This window comes from Nonomuraea sp. NPDC050540 (assembly GCF_044457485.1).
Lineage (GTDB): Bacteria > Actinomycetota > Actinomycetes > Streptosporangiales > Streptosporangiaceae > Nonomuraea.
This window is the reverse complement of the sequence record NZ_JBITHA010000001.1, coordinates 861459-876727: the sequence shown is the minus strand read 5'-3', so window position 1 is coordinate 876727 and position 15269 is coordinate 861459. Positions and strand designations below refer to the sequence as shown.

General features: G+C 72.3%; 10 protein-coding genes. 6 read left to right on the top strand and 4 right to left on the bottom strand.

The window, feature by feature from the left end; genetic code table 11:
* The first annotated feature begins 159 nt into the window (after window positions 1-159).
* The 6 genes from ACIBI5_RS03975 (at window position 160) to ACIBI5_RS03950 (ending at window position 10135) form a co-directional block, all read left to right on the top strand.
* Complete coding sequence (locus tag ACIBI5_RS03975; RefSeq protein WP_397242898.1) at window positions 160-1698, top strand: aldehyde dehydrogenase family protein; 1539 nt, start codon at window positions 160-162, stop codon at window positions 1696-1698.
* Window positions 1699-1745: 47 nt separating this feature from the next.
* Window positions 1746-2840: a hypothetical protein gene (locus ACIBI5_RS03970; RefSeq protein ID WP_397242896.1), complete on the top strand. Its 1095-nt coding sequence runs from the start codon at window positions 1746-1748 to the stop codon at window positions 2838-2840.
* Window positions 2837-3850: a hypothetical protein gene (locus tag ACIBI5_RS03965; RefSeq protein WP_397242894.1), complete on the top strand. Its 1014-nt coding sequence runs from the start codon at window positions 2837-2839 to the stop codon at window positions 3848-3850. The genes ACIBI5_RS03970 and ACIBI5_RS03965 overlap by 4 nt, the downstream gene beginning before the upstream one ends.
* Window position 3851: 1 nt before the next feature.
* Window positions 3852-5237, top strand: coding sequence for a hypothetical protein (locus ACIBI5_RS03960; protein ID WP_397242892.1), 1386 nt, complete (start codon window positions 3852-3854; stop codon window positions 5235-5237).
* Entirely contained in the window at window positions 5234-8749 is a 3516-nt protein-coding gene (locus ACIBI5_RS03955; RefSeq protein ID WP_397242890.1) for a tetratricopeptide repeat protein, read from the top strand. Before ACIBI5_RS03960 ends, ACIBI5_RS03955 begins: the two co-directional genes overlap by 4 nt.
* Before the next feature lie 108 nt (window positions 8750-8857).
* Complete coding sequence (locus ACIBI5_RS03950) at window positions 8858-10135, top strand: CehA/McbA family metallohydrolase (protein WP_397242888.1); 1278 nt, start codon at window positions 8858-8860, stop codon at window positions 10133-10135.
* A 72-nt stretch (window positions 10136-10207) separates the two neighbouring features.
* Here the strand turns inward: ACIBI5_RS03950 and glnII are convergent, their stop codons facing one another.
* Genes glnII through ACIBI5_RS03930 form a run of 4 tightly spaced genes read right to left on the bottom strand, consistent with a single transcriptional unit; the run spans window position 10208 to window position 15268 of the window.
* The gene (glnII, locus tag ACIBI5_RS03945) at window positions 10208-11227 is read right to left on the bottom strand and encodes a glutamine synthetase (protein WP_397242886.1); all 1020 of its coding nucleotides are present in this window, start codon (window positions 11225-11227) and stop codon (window positions 10208-10210) included.
* A 22-nt stretch (window positions 11228-11249) separates the two neighbouring features.
* A complete protein-coding gene (locus ACIBI5_RS03940) occupies window positions 11250-13190 on the bottom strand; it encodes a nitrate- and nitrite sensing domain-containing protein (RefSeq protein WP_397242884.1) in 1941 nt (646 codons plus the stop codon).
* Window positions 13191-13223: 33 nt separating this feature from the next.
* Complete coding sequence (locus tag ACIBI5_RS03935) at window positions 13224-14459, bottom strand: amidohydrolase family protein (protein ID WP_397242882.1); 1236 nt, start codon at window positions 14457-14459, stop codon at window positions 13224-13226.
* Window positions 14447-15268, bottom strand: coding sequence for an energy-coupling factor transporter transmembrane component T family protein (locus ACIBI5_RS03930; protein WP_397242880.1), 822 nt, complete (start codon window positions 15266-15268; stop codon window positions 14447-14449). The genes ACIBI5_RS03935 and ACIBI5_RS03930 overlap by 13 nt, the downstream gene beginning before the upstream one ends.
* Between the last annotated feature and the right edge of the window lies 1 nt (window position 15269).

Sequence of the window (15269 nt, the reverse complement as noted above, 5' to 3'; positions counted from 1 at the left end):
TTTCCGGGAAGACGGTCGTCCGGTTATACGCATCCGGACAGGTCCAGAGATTCGCCTTCGCAGTAATACGAACCAGGACATCGCCGGACGTTCGCCAGGGCTTGGGAAAATGTGCGGCAGGATGATTGTCTTTGCGGAGGAACTACGAGGAGGTCATCGGTGACCCGTCAGATTGTCTCCATTGTTGGTGGTAAGGACGTCCCTGCCACCAGCACCTACATCTCGGCCAACCCGGCGCGCACCGGCGAGGTCGTGGCCGGTGTGGGCCTCGCGGACGCCGCCGCCTTCGCGGCCGCGTGCCGTACCGCCAAGGAGGCGCAGCGCGAGTGGGCCAAGGTGCCGGCGCCGGTGCGCGGCAGGGTGATCGCCTCGATCGGGCGGCTGGTGGAGGCCAACGCGGAGGCGCTGGCGCGGCTGGTGACCGAGGAGATCGGCAAGCCGTACAAGGAGTCGCTGGGCGAGGTGCGGGAGATCGTCGACACCTGCGACTTCTTCCTGGGCGAGGGCCGCAGGCTGTACGGGCAGACCGTGCCGTCGGAGATGCCGGACAAGAACCTGTTCACCTTCCGCAACCCGGTCGGCGTGGCCGCGGTGATCACCGCCGGGAACTTCCCCGTCGCGGTGCCCTCGTGGTATCTGGTTCCGGCGCTGTTGTGCGGCAACGCGGTGGTGTGGAAGCCCGCCGAGTACGCCGCCGCCTCCGCGCACGCGATGTACCGGTTGTTCGCCGCCTCCGGCCTGCCCGAAGGCGTGCTCAACATCGTCTTCGCCGACGGCAAGGAGACCTTCGAGGGCCTCGACCTCGCCCTGACCGAGGGCACCGTGCAGAAGGTCGGCTTCACCGGCTCCTCCGAGGTGGGCAGGAAGATCGGCGAGCTGACCGGGCGCCACCTGCAGTCGGCCTGCCTCGAACTCGGCGGCAAGAACCCGATGGTGGTCATGCCGGACGCCGACCTCGCGCTGGCCGTGGAGGGCGCGCTGTTCGGCGGCTTCGGTACGGCCGGCCAGCGCTGCACCAGCCTCGGCACCGTCATCGTGCACGAGAGCGTCCACGACGAGTTCGTCGAGCGCTTCGCCCGCGCCGTCTCCAACGCCAAGATCGGCGAGCCGATGGGCGACGTGCTGGCCGGGCCGCTGCTGGATGAGAAGTTCGCGGTCCGCTACGAGGAGTTCCTGACCTGGATCCAGCCGCACCACGAGGTCGTGACCGGCGACACCGGAAAGATCAGCAAGGAGAGCCCGCACCACGAGTTCACCGGCGAGGGCGGGCTCTACTACCACCCGGTGGTGGTCGACGGCGTGCGTCCCGGCGACCGGCTGTTCCTGGAGGAGACGTTCGGCCCGATCGTCGGCGTGACCACGTTCCAGACCATGGACGAGGCCATCGAGCTGGCCAACCTGCCCGGTTACGGCCTGTCGAGCTCCATCTACACCACCGACGCGAAGAACGCCTTCCGCTTCCGCGAGGGCGTCTCGGCCGGCATGGTCAGCGTCAACAACTCCACCAGCGGCGCCGAGGCGCACCTGCCGTTCGGCGGCAACGGCAAGTCGGGCAACGGCAGCCGCCAGTCCGGTATGTGGGTACTTGACCAGTTCACCCGCTGGCAGGCCATGAACTGGGACCATTCCGGACGTCTGCAAAAGGCCCAGATGGACGTGGCAGATATCACTCCTGACCTGGACTTCCGCCTCCCCTAGGCAACATTCCCTCCGGAGCATCACAATGTGCTCCGGAGGGATGCACAGTGGGCTCACGACAGCACCTCGACGGCCTCGCGCGGTCGGCACGATCCCTGCAGGACACGGTCGGTGAGCTCCATGCCGCGCTGACCGCGGGCGACGAACGGCGGGCCGGCTACGCCCGCGACCGCCTCGCCGAGCAGGCGCGCGCCGCCCTGGGCGACAGCGGCGCGTACGGCTTCGAGCCACCCCGCCCCGGCCCGCACGCACCCACGCCGGACCCGGACGACCTGCTCGCCGGGGCCGTGCGCGACCTGGCCCTGTCCCAAGCCCTGATCTCCGCCGCGGCCGACGGAGGCGAGGCCGACGGCAGCGGCGGCGGGGTTGGGGTGGATGGCGGGTCCGGGCGGCTGCGTGCGGCCGGAGACTCCCTCGGGCGGCTGGCCGCTGCGCTGAAACCCCCCGATCACTTCGGCTTCGAGGCCGCCGCGAGCGCCTCCCCCGACCTGCCCACCGCGATCGCCACCCTCCGCCAGGAGGCCGCCGCCTGCCTGGATCGCATCCACGAACGCTCGGCCGGCGTGGCCGGCGCCGCCCTCGCCAAGATCCCCGTCGTGAGCACGGTCGCCACGACCACCCAGGAGATCCTCGACAAGCTCGGCGTCGGCGCGCTCACCGGCACCCTCACCAAGCTCGCCGCCCGCGCCCTGCACAAGGCGCTCACCGCGCTGCACCACCTGATCCCCGCCGCCGCCCTCGACCGGGTCAACGCGGCCGTCTCCCAGCTGGCTGACGGCCTGGACAAGGACAAGGCGGCGGGCCCGCTCCTGGTGTCCGCGCTGCTCGGCACCGACGGCGTCAGATCCGCGCTCGACGAGCGGCTCGGCCGCGACGCCCTGGATCGTGCCAGGCTCGACGGCGCCCGTGCCGAGCTGGCCGAGCTCGGCGACCGCTTCGGCAAGCACATGGACGTGCTCGCGATCGCGATCACGGTCAGCACCGGCCTCGCCGCATGGCTGGCGACACCGCTCGCCGCGGGCGCGGTGGCCGCGCTCCTGCTCGGCGTGGTGCTCGTGCTGGCCGCCGACTACGCCGACGCGTGGTCCCTGCCGGTGACCGTACGCGGGGTGCGGACCGTGGTCGAGGACGCCACCGCATGATCGACGACCACGTCCGCGCCGAGATCGACGCCCTCAACCAGGCCGCCGACCTGGCGCTCCGCTCGGAGCCCCGCACCGCCACCGCCCGCTCCATCAGGCGCCACGCCGACGACCTGATCCTCGAACTGCGGGAGGTGCGCGACTGGGCCCACCTGCGCCACCTGCGGGAGAAGACCGAGGCGCTGCGGGTCGAGGCGCTCGACTACGCGCAGGCCGTCCTGCTGCGCCGGCACGTGCTCGGCGACGACGGGGGCGCCGCCGAGGCGCTGGTGATCTTCCTGTGCGAGCGCGCGGGCGTCCCCGCCCACGTGGTGATCGCCGCGTGCGCGCGCTCGGAGTCGTACACCAGAACCTCCGACATGCTCCGGCTGCCGCCCTCCCCCGACGCCTGGCATCTCCCGGTCCTCGCGCACGAACTCGGCCACTACGTCATCCGCGAGGTGGGCCACGTCCGGGACAAGGACGAGCGCCCCCTGCTGGAACGGGCCGACAACCGGCACCGCGAGGAGCTGATCGCCGACTGCTACGCCACCTACGCCCTCGGCCCCGCCTACCCGCTGTCGTGCGTGCGCCTGCGCATCGACCCGGACGAGGTGGACCTGACCGGCCCGTCCCACCCGTCGTGGCGGATACGCGTGCACACGATGACCGAGATGCTCATGGCGATGTCGGACAAGCACGGCAGGACGTACGCCCGCGCCGTCGAGGCCATGATCGCACCGGCCTGGACGGCGCTCACCGGCGAGGAGGGGAACGCCGTGCGGGAGGACCGGGCCCACATTCCCGCCGCGGCCGTCTTCGACCTGCTGGAGCGCCACCTGCCCCGCGCCCGCTACGAACCCGGCGGCATGGTCGGCGCGGCCGAGCGCGCGCTGACCGGTGAGGAACGCCGGCGCCCCGGCATCACCCCGGCCCACGTGCTCAACGCCGTCTGGCGCCTGCGCCTCGACGGCGGGGCCGCCGGGGAGACCGGCGTCCGCGCCCTGGCCATGCTCGCCAGGGGCGGCTGACGTGGACGGCAAGCTCATCCTGACGATCAGGCTGGACTGCCTGCTGGCCGACCTGGACCGGATCAGCGGCGCGGTGACCGACGCGATCCGCAAGCGCGAGCACATGCGCGAGGTGCTGGACGCGCTCCAGGAGGCCGAGAACGCCGTCGGCGAGCTCGCCAGCAACGCGGCCCCGATCAAGCAGGAGCTGGCCAGGCCGGGCAAGGGCCGGCTCGGCGAACTCGGCAACCGGCCGCTGACGACCAGCATCACCGACCTGGACGGCCACATCCGGGCGGTCGAGGACGGCGTCGCCAGGATCCGCGAGACGATCGAGCCGCTCAGCGACCGGATGGTGGAGCTGGAGAAGCAGACCGTGCTGGAGGAGGACCTGCGGGCCGCCACGGGGAACCTGCGCTTCGAGGCGGAGAAGCTGCGCGACCGGCTCGACTCCGACGGCGCCGACCTGCCCGAGCTGTGGCGCGGGTACGCCGAGTTCGTCAAGACGGAGGCCGAGCCGGTCTATGACAACTACGTCGAGTTCGTCGCGGGCCTGGCCATGCGCGACAGCGCCGTCGAGGACAGCGTGTGCACGGTGACCGACCACCTGCTCACCCGGATGCTCGGCCCGCACCAGGCGCTGTCCCTGCCCTCGCGGACACCGGCCTTCAGCATGCGCGCGGTCATCAAGCTCGGCTTCCCCGACTGGAACATCTGGGGCGTCCCGCTGGCGGCCAGGGAGGCGGGGGCCAGCGTCGTCAAGCACGCCGCCGACAGGGCCAGGATGCTCAACGAGCTGCTCGCCCGGCCGCCGACGCCGTACGCGGCCCGGCTGGCCGAGGACGCGCTGGCCGCGTTCATGCTGGGCCCCGCCTACGCCCGCGCCATGTTCACCTTCCGCCTGCACCCGAGCGTGCCGTCGGTCTCGAACCTGCCGCCGGACACCCTCAGAGCGCAGATGATCCTGTCCATGCTGCGGCTGGCCGGCCCCGCCGACGGCCAGGACGCCTTCGCCGAGGAGGTGGACCAGCTCGAGGACTTCTGGACGGACCTGCTGCGGCAGCTCGGCGTCCCCGCGGAGCCCGTCCTCGATCCGGACTTCTGCCGCCACCTGCACACCGCGCTGCACAGGGACCGCTTGCGCGGCTTTTCCGCAAAGAACTGGGCAGACGTGCAAACATGTGCTGACCACCTCCTCCTCGGGGACACCCTGCCGCCCCTGACCCCCGTCGACCGGGTGGTGATCCTCCTCAACGCGGGCTGGGTGGCCAGGCATCGGGACCCCCTCCACACGAACGTGATCGCCGGCCGGCTCATGCACCATCTCAAGCACGACGGCACGGGCCGCTCCCCGGATGCCAGGAGCGGCGGCCGCCCGCTCACCACCCGAACCCCCAGGGGAACATGATGACGTCACACCACGTGGCGATGGCCGAGCTCTGGCGTAACCGCCGGCGCGCCGACCTGGTCCCCGACACCGGCGACCTGTCGCAGCAGGTGGGCTGGCTGCTGGCCGGCCTGTGGCTGGAGCACTCCGGCGGCCTGGCCGAGCGCGCCGCCGTCCTGGAGGACACCCTGCACGCCGCGCTCAAGGCCCGCTCCGCGCACTGGCACGCGGAGCTGAACGGCCTGCTCGGCCTCGTGCTGATCGCCCGCGGCATGCTGGCGCGCGAGTCCGGCGACCGGGCGGCGTCCGGCGAGCTGTTCGCCAGGGCGCTGAAGGTCTCGCCGCCGTCGTTCTCACCGCCGCTGTACGCCTTGGCGATGCTGCACACCGGCCGCCGCGAGGAGGCGGCGCGGATCGTGGCGGAGGGCGGCGACGCCGAGAGCCCCTACACCGCCTACACGCGCGTGCTGCTGGCCGAGACCGGCGACCCGTACGCCGCGCTCGACCTCGCCGACCGCGCCTGCGCCCGGTGGGAGGGCGACGTCAGGCTGTCCAGGCTCCGGCTCGGCCTGGCCGAGCGGCTGGGCAAGCTCACCTCGGCGGCCTGGCGCGACCTCGGCGGCGCGCTGCTGGCGGCCGACCGCCACGAGGAGGCGATCGAGGCGCTGCTGCAGGCCGACCGCGACGATCCGGACATCCTGGAGTGGCTGTCCATCGCCTTCCAGAACGTCGGCGACGACGAGAGCGCGGCCGACGCCGCCACCGAGGCCGCCCGCCGCCGTCCGGGCGCGGCGCTCCACCTGGACGCCGCCGACGCCTGCGCCAGGGCGCGCCGCCGCCCCCAGGCGCGCGAGCACGTGGACGCCGCACTGGGCGCGGAGGACGACCACGTCGTCCGCTTCGCCGCCGCCCAGATCCTGCTCGGCACCGGCGACATGGACCGGGCGCTGGAACTGGTCCGCGCCATCAGGGCCGACCTGCCCGACGACCCCAGGGCGCTGATCGTGGAGGGCATCGCGCTGTTCGGCGTCGGCCAGGTGCGGGAGGCCGAGCGGACCCTCGGCTCGGCGGCCGCGCTCATGCCCGACGAGCCGGTCGTGCTGCGCCACCTGGCCGTCGCCCGCCTCGATCTGGGCCTGCTGGAGGAGGCCGCGCCGCTGCTGGACCACGCCCTGGAGCTGAACCCGGACGACGGCTGGATGCTGGCCGTACGCGGCGACCTGCGCAGGCGGCTGATGGACCTGCCCGGCGCCAAGCGGGACCTCGACCGGGCCGCGAGCGTGGGCTTCGAGAACGCGTGGACGCTGCGCGCGCTGGCCCAGGTCGCCGAGGCGGACGACCCGGCGGAGGCGCTGCGGCTGCTGGACCGGTCGCTGGAGCTGGACCCGGAGGACGCCGCCGCGCACGCCGCCCGCGGCAAGATCCTGCACGGGCTGAAACGTGTTCCTGAGGCCGACGCCGCCATCCGCAGGGCGCTGGAGATCGACCCGCTCGATCCGCGGGCGCTGACGAAGCTGACCGAGTTCTGGCTGCCGGAGCTGCCCGTCGCCGACGTCACCGACCTCAGGGCGGCGGTCGAGCGGGCCATCGAACGCGCCCCCGACGACATCCCGCTGCGGTGGGCCTACAGCGAGATCCTCAGCGTGCAGGAGCAGGCGAAGGACGCCCGTGACGTGGCCAGGCACATCACCCGCATGCCGCCGCGCGACGCCGAGGACCACCGCCTGCTGGGCCTGGCCTACAGCAAGCTGGAGGAGCGCGAGGCGGCGGTGGCCGCCTTCCGCGCGGGCATCGAACTCGCTCCCGGCTACGCCGACCTCCACGCCCACCTCGGTGTCGAGCTGGGCCTGGCCGACCGGCGCGAGGAGGCCGAGCGCGAGCTGGCCAAGGCCGTCGAGCTCAACGAGGACCATCCGTTCGCGCGGGCCAGGCTCGGCAACGCGCTGCTGGCGCTCGGGCGCTTCGAGGATGCCGAGCCGCACCTGCGCAGGGCGATCGAGCTGTGGCCGGGGGCCTCGGACCCACTGCTCGACCTGGCCGAGGTGCTGCGCATGACGCGCCGCCCCGAGGAGGGCCTGGAGCTGGCCGAGCAGGCCGTACGGCTGCAGCCGTCCGCCTTCGCGATCGGCTCGCGCGGCCAGCTCTACTACACTCTCCAGCGGCTGTCCGAGGCGAGAAAGGACCTGGAACTCGCGATCGAGATCGACCCGGAGCTGTCCTGGGCGCGCGGCACGCTGGCCGAGGTCTACCGCATGACCGGCGAACTGGACGACGCCATCGCCCACGCCACCCGGGCCATCCCCCAGTCCGACGACAGCAGGTGGCTGCTGTCGGTACGCGGCGCCGCCAAGTTCGCCCAGGGCCATTACGCGGAGGCGGAGGCCGACCTGCGCGAGGCGGCGGAACTGCGCCACCCGGCCGAGCCGGTCGATCTGCTGGCCCTGGTCATGCTCCGCAACACCCTGCAGCGCCTGGGCAGGGGCGAAGAGGCGGTACGCCTGCTGCGCGGCCACGCCATGACCGGCACGGTGGTCAGCAGGGAGGCCGATCCCCAGGTCGTCGTGCACTACTCCGAGGCCCTGCAGTACGACGGCCGCCTGGACGAGGCCAGGGAGGTGCTCAGCCAGGCGGTCCGGATCTGGTCGGAAGACCCGGAGATCCACTCGGCGCGGGCCTGGCTGGAGGCGGCCACGGGGCGCTACGAGGCCGCGCTGGAGGCCGCGGGCCGGGCGGTGGAGCTGGCGCCGGGCAACGCCGAGCGGCTCTACGTGCTCGGCTCCATCCAGCGCACGGCCAGGGATCCGCTGTCGGCCATCAGGAACCTCACGCGGGCGGTGGAACGGGAGCCGGACGCCGCCTGGATCTGGGCGGAGCTGTCGATCACGCTGTCGTACGTGGCCGCGTGGGAGCTGGCGATCGAGGCGGGCCTGGAGGCGACCGCGCCCGGCCGGCAGGTGACCGCCTACTGCGAGGAGATGCTGGCCTGGGCCTACCGCTACCGGGAGACGCCCGATCTGGACGCGGCCCTGGCCGCCTACGACCGGGCGCTGGCGCTGGACGCGGGCTCCACCGGGGCGCTGGCGGGTCAGGGCGACACGCTCTTCTCGCTGGGCGAGCGGGAGCGGGCCGCCGCGTGCTACGAGGCGGTGCTCGACGCGCTCAGCCCGTACGATCCCGACCACCTGTCGACCAGGGGGTGGTGCCTCTACCGGCTGGGCCGTTACCAGGAGTCGCTCGACTACTACCAGCAGTACCAGGCGGTCAAGCCGGATCGGCCGGGTTTCCTGCTGTTCGACCTGGGGCTGCTGGCCTGGGCCGAGGGCGACGACGAGGCGGCGAGGACGGCGTACGACCATGCCCTGGAGCAGGCGTTCCAGGAGGCTCCGCCGCGTACCCGCGGGCTGATCGAGGTGGCGATCCGGGACCTGGAGTCGGACCGGCGCGGCGACCCGGAATCACAGCGTGCGCTGATTGCCCACCTTCATGGGAAACGCGCGGATCTGCCCAAATACGAACCCCCACCTCGGCTCTAGATCCTTCTACCTCGGAGTAAGAAAGCCACTCCGCCGGGAATGGACGGGCTTTCCGGCGAGTCAGGGTCGTGGCACGATAACGGCGCCTTCGATTACGGGGAGAAGCCGATGCGTGACGATCTGACACTACTCGCCGCCCAGCAGACCCTCCGCCTGCGCGCCGGCTTCCCATGCCGGTGGAGCGTCTGGACGGCCGACGGCAGGGGCTGGTACCCGCACGGAACCTCACCGGCCAGGGACATCGACGGCCTGCCGTACTTCCACGGCGACGACGTCGTGCTGGAGGTGCCGTCGAGCCGGATCACCGTCAGGGCGGCGCGGGGGATGGAGTACGGCCACGCCGAGACCACGCTCACCCCCGGCGAGGGCGAGACGCTGGTGGAACTGGCCCCGCCGCGCATCTACGACGCAGCCGCCCGCGGCTGGTACGGCGGCGACCTGCACGTGCGGCTCAACCGCCCGCCCCAGTGGGTGGCCGACTCCCAGCACGGCGAGGACCTGCACGTGGTCAACCTGCTCGCGGGCGACGGCGACACGGAAGACCTCTGGGCCGGCCGCAACCTGCCCTGGTCGGACGCCACCCATGTGGCCCGGGTGGGGCTGGCGCAGGACGCGCCGAGCGTCCCGTCGGGCTTGGTGGACAAGCTGCGCGAGCGGGGCGCGCTGATCGGGTACGCCAACGCCTTCCGCGGCCCGGTCGAGACGCCGGAGCAGTTGTTCGACGGCGGCTACCCGATCTTCGACGCCCGCATGTCCGTCGTGGACGCGGCGCTGGGGCTGGTCGACAGCTTCTCCTCGGCGATCGGCTCCGACCGGGCCTACCGGCGGCTCATCGGGGCCGGCAACCGGGTGGCCGCGGTCGCCGGCACCGCGGGACGCCTCGGCCCGATCGGGGGCGAGCGCACGTACGCGCACGTGGACGGGCCGCTCACCGCCGAGTCCTACGCCCACGCGGTACGGCACAGCCGTACCTTCGCCACGACGGGCCCTTTCCTGGAGCTGTCGGTGGAGGGCGAGCGACCGGGCGCCACGATCGACCTGCAGGCGGGCACCCGGGTGCGGGCGGTGGCGCGGGTGATCGGCCCCGGCGTGCAGCGGGTGCGGCTGCTGACCGCCGACGGCGAACTGGCCTCGGGCCCGCCGAACGAGGTGTCGGCCGAGTTACGCGTGGACTGGCCGACGTACGTGGTGGCGGTGGCGGAGGGCGGCGGCCTGGTGCGGGCGCATTCGAGCCCGGTCTACCTGGACGTGGAGCGCCGCAGGGTGGCGAGAGAAGAGGACGTGACGTTCTGCCTGCGCTGGCTGGACCTGCTGGAGGAACTCGTCAAGGACAGAGGCGGGCTGGTGACGGAGGCCCGCAGGGTCTACCAGTCGCGCCTGGCGTGACGGTTCTACCAAGGGAAACGGGGGAACGCGGGTCCCATCGGGGGTGCCCGCGTTCCTCCGGAGAGCGTGCCGTCAGACCTGGCCGGCCTTCTCCAGGGCGGCGCAGCAGGTGTTGACCAGCAGACGGGTCACCACGTACGGGTCGACGTTGGCGTTGGGTCGGCGGTCCTCGATGTAGCCCTTGCGGTCCACCTCGACCTGCCACGGGATGCGCACCGAGGCGCCGCGGTTGGAGACGCCGTAGGAGTACTTGTTCCACGGGGCGGTCTCGTGCGCGCCGGTCAGGCGGGACTCGATGTCGGCGCCGTACTGGCGGACGTGCTCGACCGGCTTGTCGCCCTCGCCGAGCGCCTCGCAGGCGGTGATGATGGCGTCGTAGCCCTCGCGCATGGCCTTGGTGGAGAAGTTGGTGTGCGCGCCGGCGCCGTTCCAGTCGCCGCGGGCGGGCTTGGCGTCGAGGGTGGCCTCCACGCCGAACTCCTCGGCGGTGCGGTAGAGCAGGTAGCGGGCGACCCACAGGTGGTCGGCGACCTCGAGCGGGCTCGCCGGGCCGACCTGGAACTCCCACTGGCCCGGCATGACCTCGGCGTTGATGCCGGAGATCTTCAGGCCGGCGACGAGGCAGCGGTCGAGGTGGAGCTCCACGATCTCGCGGCCGAAGACGGCCTCGGCGCCCACGCCGCAGTAGTAGTGGCCCTGGGGCGCGGGGAAGCCGCCCTCGGGGAAGCCGAGCGGGCGCGAGCCCTTGAAGAAGGTGTACTCCTGCTCGATGCCGAACCACGACTCCTGGTCGGCGAACTGCTCGGCGATCGGACGCAGGAGGGCGCGGGTGTTGCTCCGGTGGGCCTCGCCGTCGATCTCCTCGACCTCACACAGGACCAGAACGTTGTCACCGCCGCGGATCGGGTCCGGGCAGGTGAACACGGGGCGGAGCACCCGGTCGGAAGCGTGGCCCTCGGCCTGGTTGGTGCTGGAGCCGTCGAAACCCCACACCGGCGGCTCGGCGCCGTCGGCAAGGATCTTGGTCTTGGCGCGGAGCAGAGCCGTGGGCTCGGTGCCGTCGATCCAGATGTACTCAGCCTTGTAGCTCACGGAGGTCCTTTCGGGGTTTTACTCAGCCACGCCGAGGCTGCCAGGCTGCCGTTTCCCGGTTTTTGCCCGAATGTGAACGCCGTGTTAATCCGGAGACGATGAGGGACTGCGGAAGCAGGACGACTGCGGTGATACCTCCGTAAGCCGACTTGCTGAGGGTGACCTTGATGCCGTGGCGGCGGGCGAGGAGTCCGACCACGAGCAGGCCGAGCCGTTCGCTGTCGGCCAGGTCGAACTCCGGCGGGTCGGCCAGCCGGGAGTTGACCTCCTCACGGACGGTGTCGGGCAGGCCGAGCCCGCGGTCCTCCACCTCGATGGCGAAGCCCCGGCCGACGACCTGCCCGTACACCTGGACGGTGGTGGTGGGCGGGGAGAAGGCGGTGGCGTTGGCGACCAGCTCGGTCAGCAGGTGGGTGACGTCGGTGGCCGCGGCGCCGTCGAGGAAGGCGTCGGGGATGGGCGGGGCGTTCACCCGGGTGTAGGCCTCGACCTCGGAGATCGCCTCGCGCACCACGTCGGCCAGCGGGACCGGGTCGCCGTTGGCGGGGCCCGGCGAGCCGCCCGACAGGATGAGCAGGCCCTCGGACTGGCGGCGCATGCGGGTGGTGAGCCGGTCGAGCGTGAACAGGTCCTGCAGCGTCTCCGGCTCGGTGATCTGCCGCCTGATCACGTCGAGCTGGACGAGCTGGCGGTGCACCAGCGCCTGGTTGCGCCGGGCCATATTGCGGAAGACGCGGCCCAGGCCCTTGCGCAGCGCGGCCTGGCCGACGGCCGCCTCGACCGCGGTGCGGCGTACTCCGGCGAAGGCGTGGGCGACGTCGCGGATCTCCTGGGTGGCGCCGTCGGTGGGGATGGGCGGGGCCTCGACGTCGACGTCCACGTCCTCGCCGCCGCGCAGCTTCTCCACCACGCGCGGCAGCCGTTCGTCGGCCAGTTCGGCGGCGGCGTCGCGCAGGGTGTCGAGCTCGGTGGCCAGGCGGCGGCCCAGGCGGGCCGACCACACGACGGCCGCGATGATGGAGACCAGGCCGAGGAAGCCCACCACGACGATCCGCACGACGATCTCGCCGGCGGCGGCCTCGGCCCGCGCGTTCAGCAGTTCGGAGCGGCTGACCAGCAGCCGGTCGAGGGTGGCGCCGAAGCTGTCGGCGGCGGCCTGCCAGGAGTTGCGCACGCGCGGCAGCCGCGCGGTCTCGATGATCTCGCGCTCGATCTCGGAGATCCTCTGGTGCTCGGGGGAGCCCAGCAACAGGTCGTACGGCGCGCGCAGCTCGGCTTCCAGGGCGGCCACGCCGTCTTCGAGCAGCAGTTTCCTGTTGGGCGAGAGCACCTCGACCGCCTCGTACTCCTCCCTGGTGATCCGCCCGGCCAGCGTCGCCCCGGAGATCAGCGCGTCCTCGCGCGACATGAGGTCGCGGGCGTGGGCGATGCGCTGGAGCCCGGCGGCCTGCTGGTAGAGCTTGATGTCCGGCACGGTGACGGCCTGGTCGTAGAGGCGGTAGACCTCGTCGGTGGCCTCGCCGTAGGCCTGCACGACCGACAGGCGGCTGGTGGTGCGGTCGTCGACCTCCCTGCGCACCGCGTCCAGGCCGCCGATCTTGCGCAGCACGGCGTCGATGGCGTTGCGCAGCTCGGGCGTGGTGATGGTCTGCGCCTCCTCGGAGGCCGACAGCGTGCGGAACGCGGCCGCCGCCGTGTTGGTGCGCTTGCGCGCGGAGACGAGCAGGCTGCCGTCGGGCGGCGGCGAGGACAGGAACATCGCCGCCGACTTGCGCTCATGCTGCAGCTCGGTGACCAGCGCCGCCGCGGGGGCGCTGATCTTCTCGAACGCGGTGGTGGCCCGGCGCAGCTCGAAGAAGTCTCCGACCACGTGACCGGCGACGAAGGTCCACAGTGCGACGAGCGCCACGATCGGCAGGCTGAGGAGGGAGTACAGCTTGAAGCGCAGGCTCTGCGATGCCATCGTCCCGGGACGCTAGCACCTGCTCGGACGCCCCTAAAGGGCCCAAAGTTTCGCGCCGCCCACAACCGTGGCCACGCACCGTCCAGAACCGTGCTCCACCAGGCCGGCGTAGGGGTCGCGGGCATCCACGTCGAAGACGGCGAAGTCGGCGCGCGCTCCCGGCCGCAGGACGCCGATCTCGTCCCGCAGGCCGAGGGCGTGGGCGCCGCCGAGTGTCGCGGCCTCGATGAGCCGCCGGTCGAGGTCGGGGTGGTGGTAGCCCTGCCGTACGGCGAGGTGCTTGAGCGCGGCGACGTCGGCGAGCAGGTCGAGTGACGGCGAGGACGACAGGGAGTCGGTGCCGACGGCGATGGGGTTGCCCTCGCGCAGCAGCGCGGCCACGTCGGGGCCGTCGAGCCCGAGGGTGCGGTTGGAGCGGGGGCACAGCGCGATCGCGGTGCCGCGCTCGCGCAGCAGCGCGCGGTCGTCGGGGCCGAGGTGGACGCCGTGGGCGAGGTGGCAGTCGGGGCCGAGCACCCCGAGGCTGTCGAGGTAGGCGGCGGGCGCCAGGCCGGAGCCGCCCTCCAGGAGCGCGAACGGCGCGGACCACTGGCGCACCAGCTCGGCCAGCGGCCCGGTGCCCGCCATCGTGTACTCGCGTTCGTGCGCGGACTCGGCCAGGTGGATGTGGATGCGGGCGCCGCGCTCGCGGGCGAGCACGGCCGCGTCGGCCAGCACGCCGGTGTCGAGCGTGTAGGGCGAGTGCGGCGAGATGCCCGCGCGGCGCCCGCCGAGCGTCTTGAGGAAGCGCTCGCGCCCGTTCTCGTGCCAGCTCGCGTCGGTGTCGCCGATGATCTCCAGGTACGCCAGGCCGCCCAGCGGCGTGTCCACGAACGCCTCCGGATCGGTCACGATGTCGGCGGCGGCGGTGGTTCCCGAGCGCAGGCACTGCCAGGCGCCTTCCGTCACTGCGGCGGCCCAGTCCCAGGCGCCGGTCCTGAGCGCGGGGTCCCAGCTGCCCTCGCCGCCCTTGAAGTAGGCCTGGTTGAAGACCTCGGACCAGTGCTCGAAGGAGTCGTAGACGCGCCGCCCGACCTCGGCCATGCAGGTGTACTGCAGGTGGGTGTGGGCGTTGACCAGACCGGCGACCAGGACGCCCGGCCAGCGCACCTCGGCCCTGCCCCGCCCGATCTCGACGACGCGGCCGTGCTCGACGGTGACGGTGCCGTCCTGGATGGGCGGGCCGTCCATGGTGAGGACGAGCGGCGCGCCGTGGACTACGGGACCCATACGACGTCCGTGCCGAGGATCTTGTACGCCAGCAGCGCCAGCGCGAAGGCGGCGAACGCGCCGAGGAGCAGGTAGTCGGCGCGGTCGAAGGCCAGCTCGCGCATCCATGTGCGGTGCTTGGCGCCGAAGCCGCGCAGGTCCATGGCGTTCGAGGTGTCCTCCGCGTCGATGAGCGAGTTCACGGTCAGGGGGATCACGACCGGTTTGAGGGATATTAGCCGCTTTATCGGATTATTCGTGCGCGGGTGGGTGTAGCCGCGTACCCGCTGCGCGTCGATGATCTGCTGCATGGTCGCCGCCGTGGACGGCAGGAACCGGAACGTCAGGTCCACCCCGAACGCCAGCCGCTGCGAGACCCGCAGCCGGGCGAAGCTCACCCCGAGGTCGCCCGGCGCGATGCAGAACGCCACGGGAAAGCCCACCATCGCCATCGCCACGAACCTGATCAGAAGCGTCAGCGAGTACGACAGCGTCGCCAGGCTGACCGGATTCCCGGTGACCGGCATGTCGAACAACGGCGGCGCCTGCTTGGTCGCCTCGATCTGCAGCGCGTTGGTGAAGACGCTGTTGACCAGCACGGTCAGTGTCATCAGCGTCAGGACGAGGGCCCAGTTGGCCCTGACCGCGTGCCACGGGATGCCCGCGGCACCGTAGTAGGCCAGGGCCACGAGGGCGCAGACCAGCATGAGGCGCAGGTCGCTCACGCGCGCCACCGCCACGAGGAAGCAGACCGGGACCAGCAGGAGCACACGCGGGTCCCGCCGGCCCAGGAAGGACGCGCCTCCCAGATACCGTGGCGTGACGTCCACG

What these genes read in the sequence shown, in the direction of transcription:
- ACIBI5_RS03935 (WP_397242882.1), bottom strand. Translation starts at nt 14,459, where the DNA reads ATGGGTCCCGTAGTCCACGGCGCGCCGCTCGTCCTCACCATGGACGGC.
- ACIBI5_RS03965 (WP_397242894.1), top strand. Translation starts at nt 2,837, where the DNA reads ATGATCGACGACCACGTCCGCGCCGAGATCGACGCCCTCAACCAGGCC.
- ACIBI5_RS03955 (WP_397242890.1), top strand. Translation starts at nt 5,234, where the DNA reads ATGATGACGTCACACCACGTGGCGATGGCCGAGCTCTGGCGTAACCGC.
- ACIBI5_RS03950 (WP_397242888.1), top strand. Translation starts at nt 8,858, where the DNA reads ATGCGTGACGATCTGACACTACTCGCCGCCCAGCAGACCCTCCGCCTG.
- ACIBI5_RS03940 (WP_397242884.1), bottom strand. Translation starts at nt 13,190, where the DNA reads ATGGCATCGCAGAGCCTGCGCTTCAAGCTGTACTCCCTCCTCAGCCTG.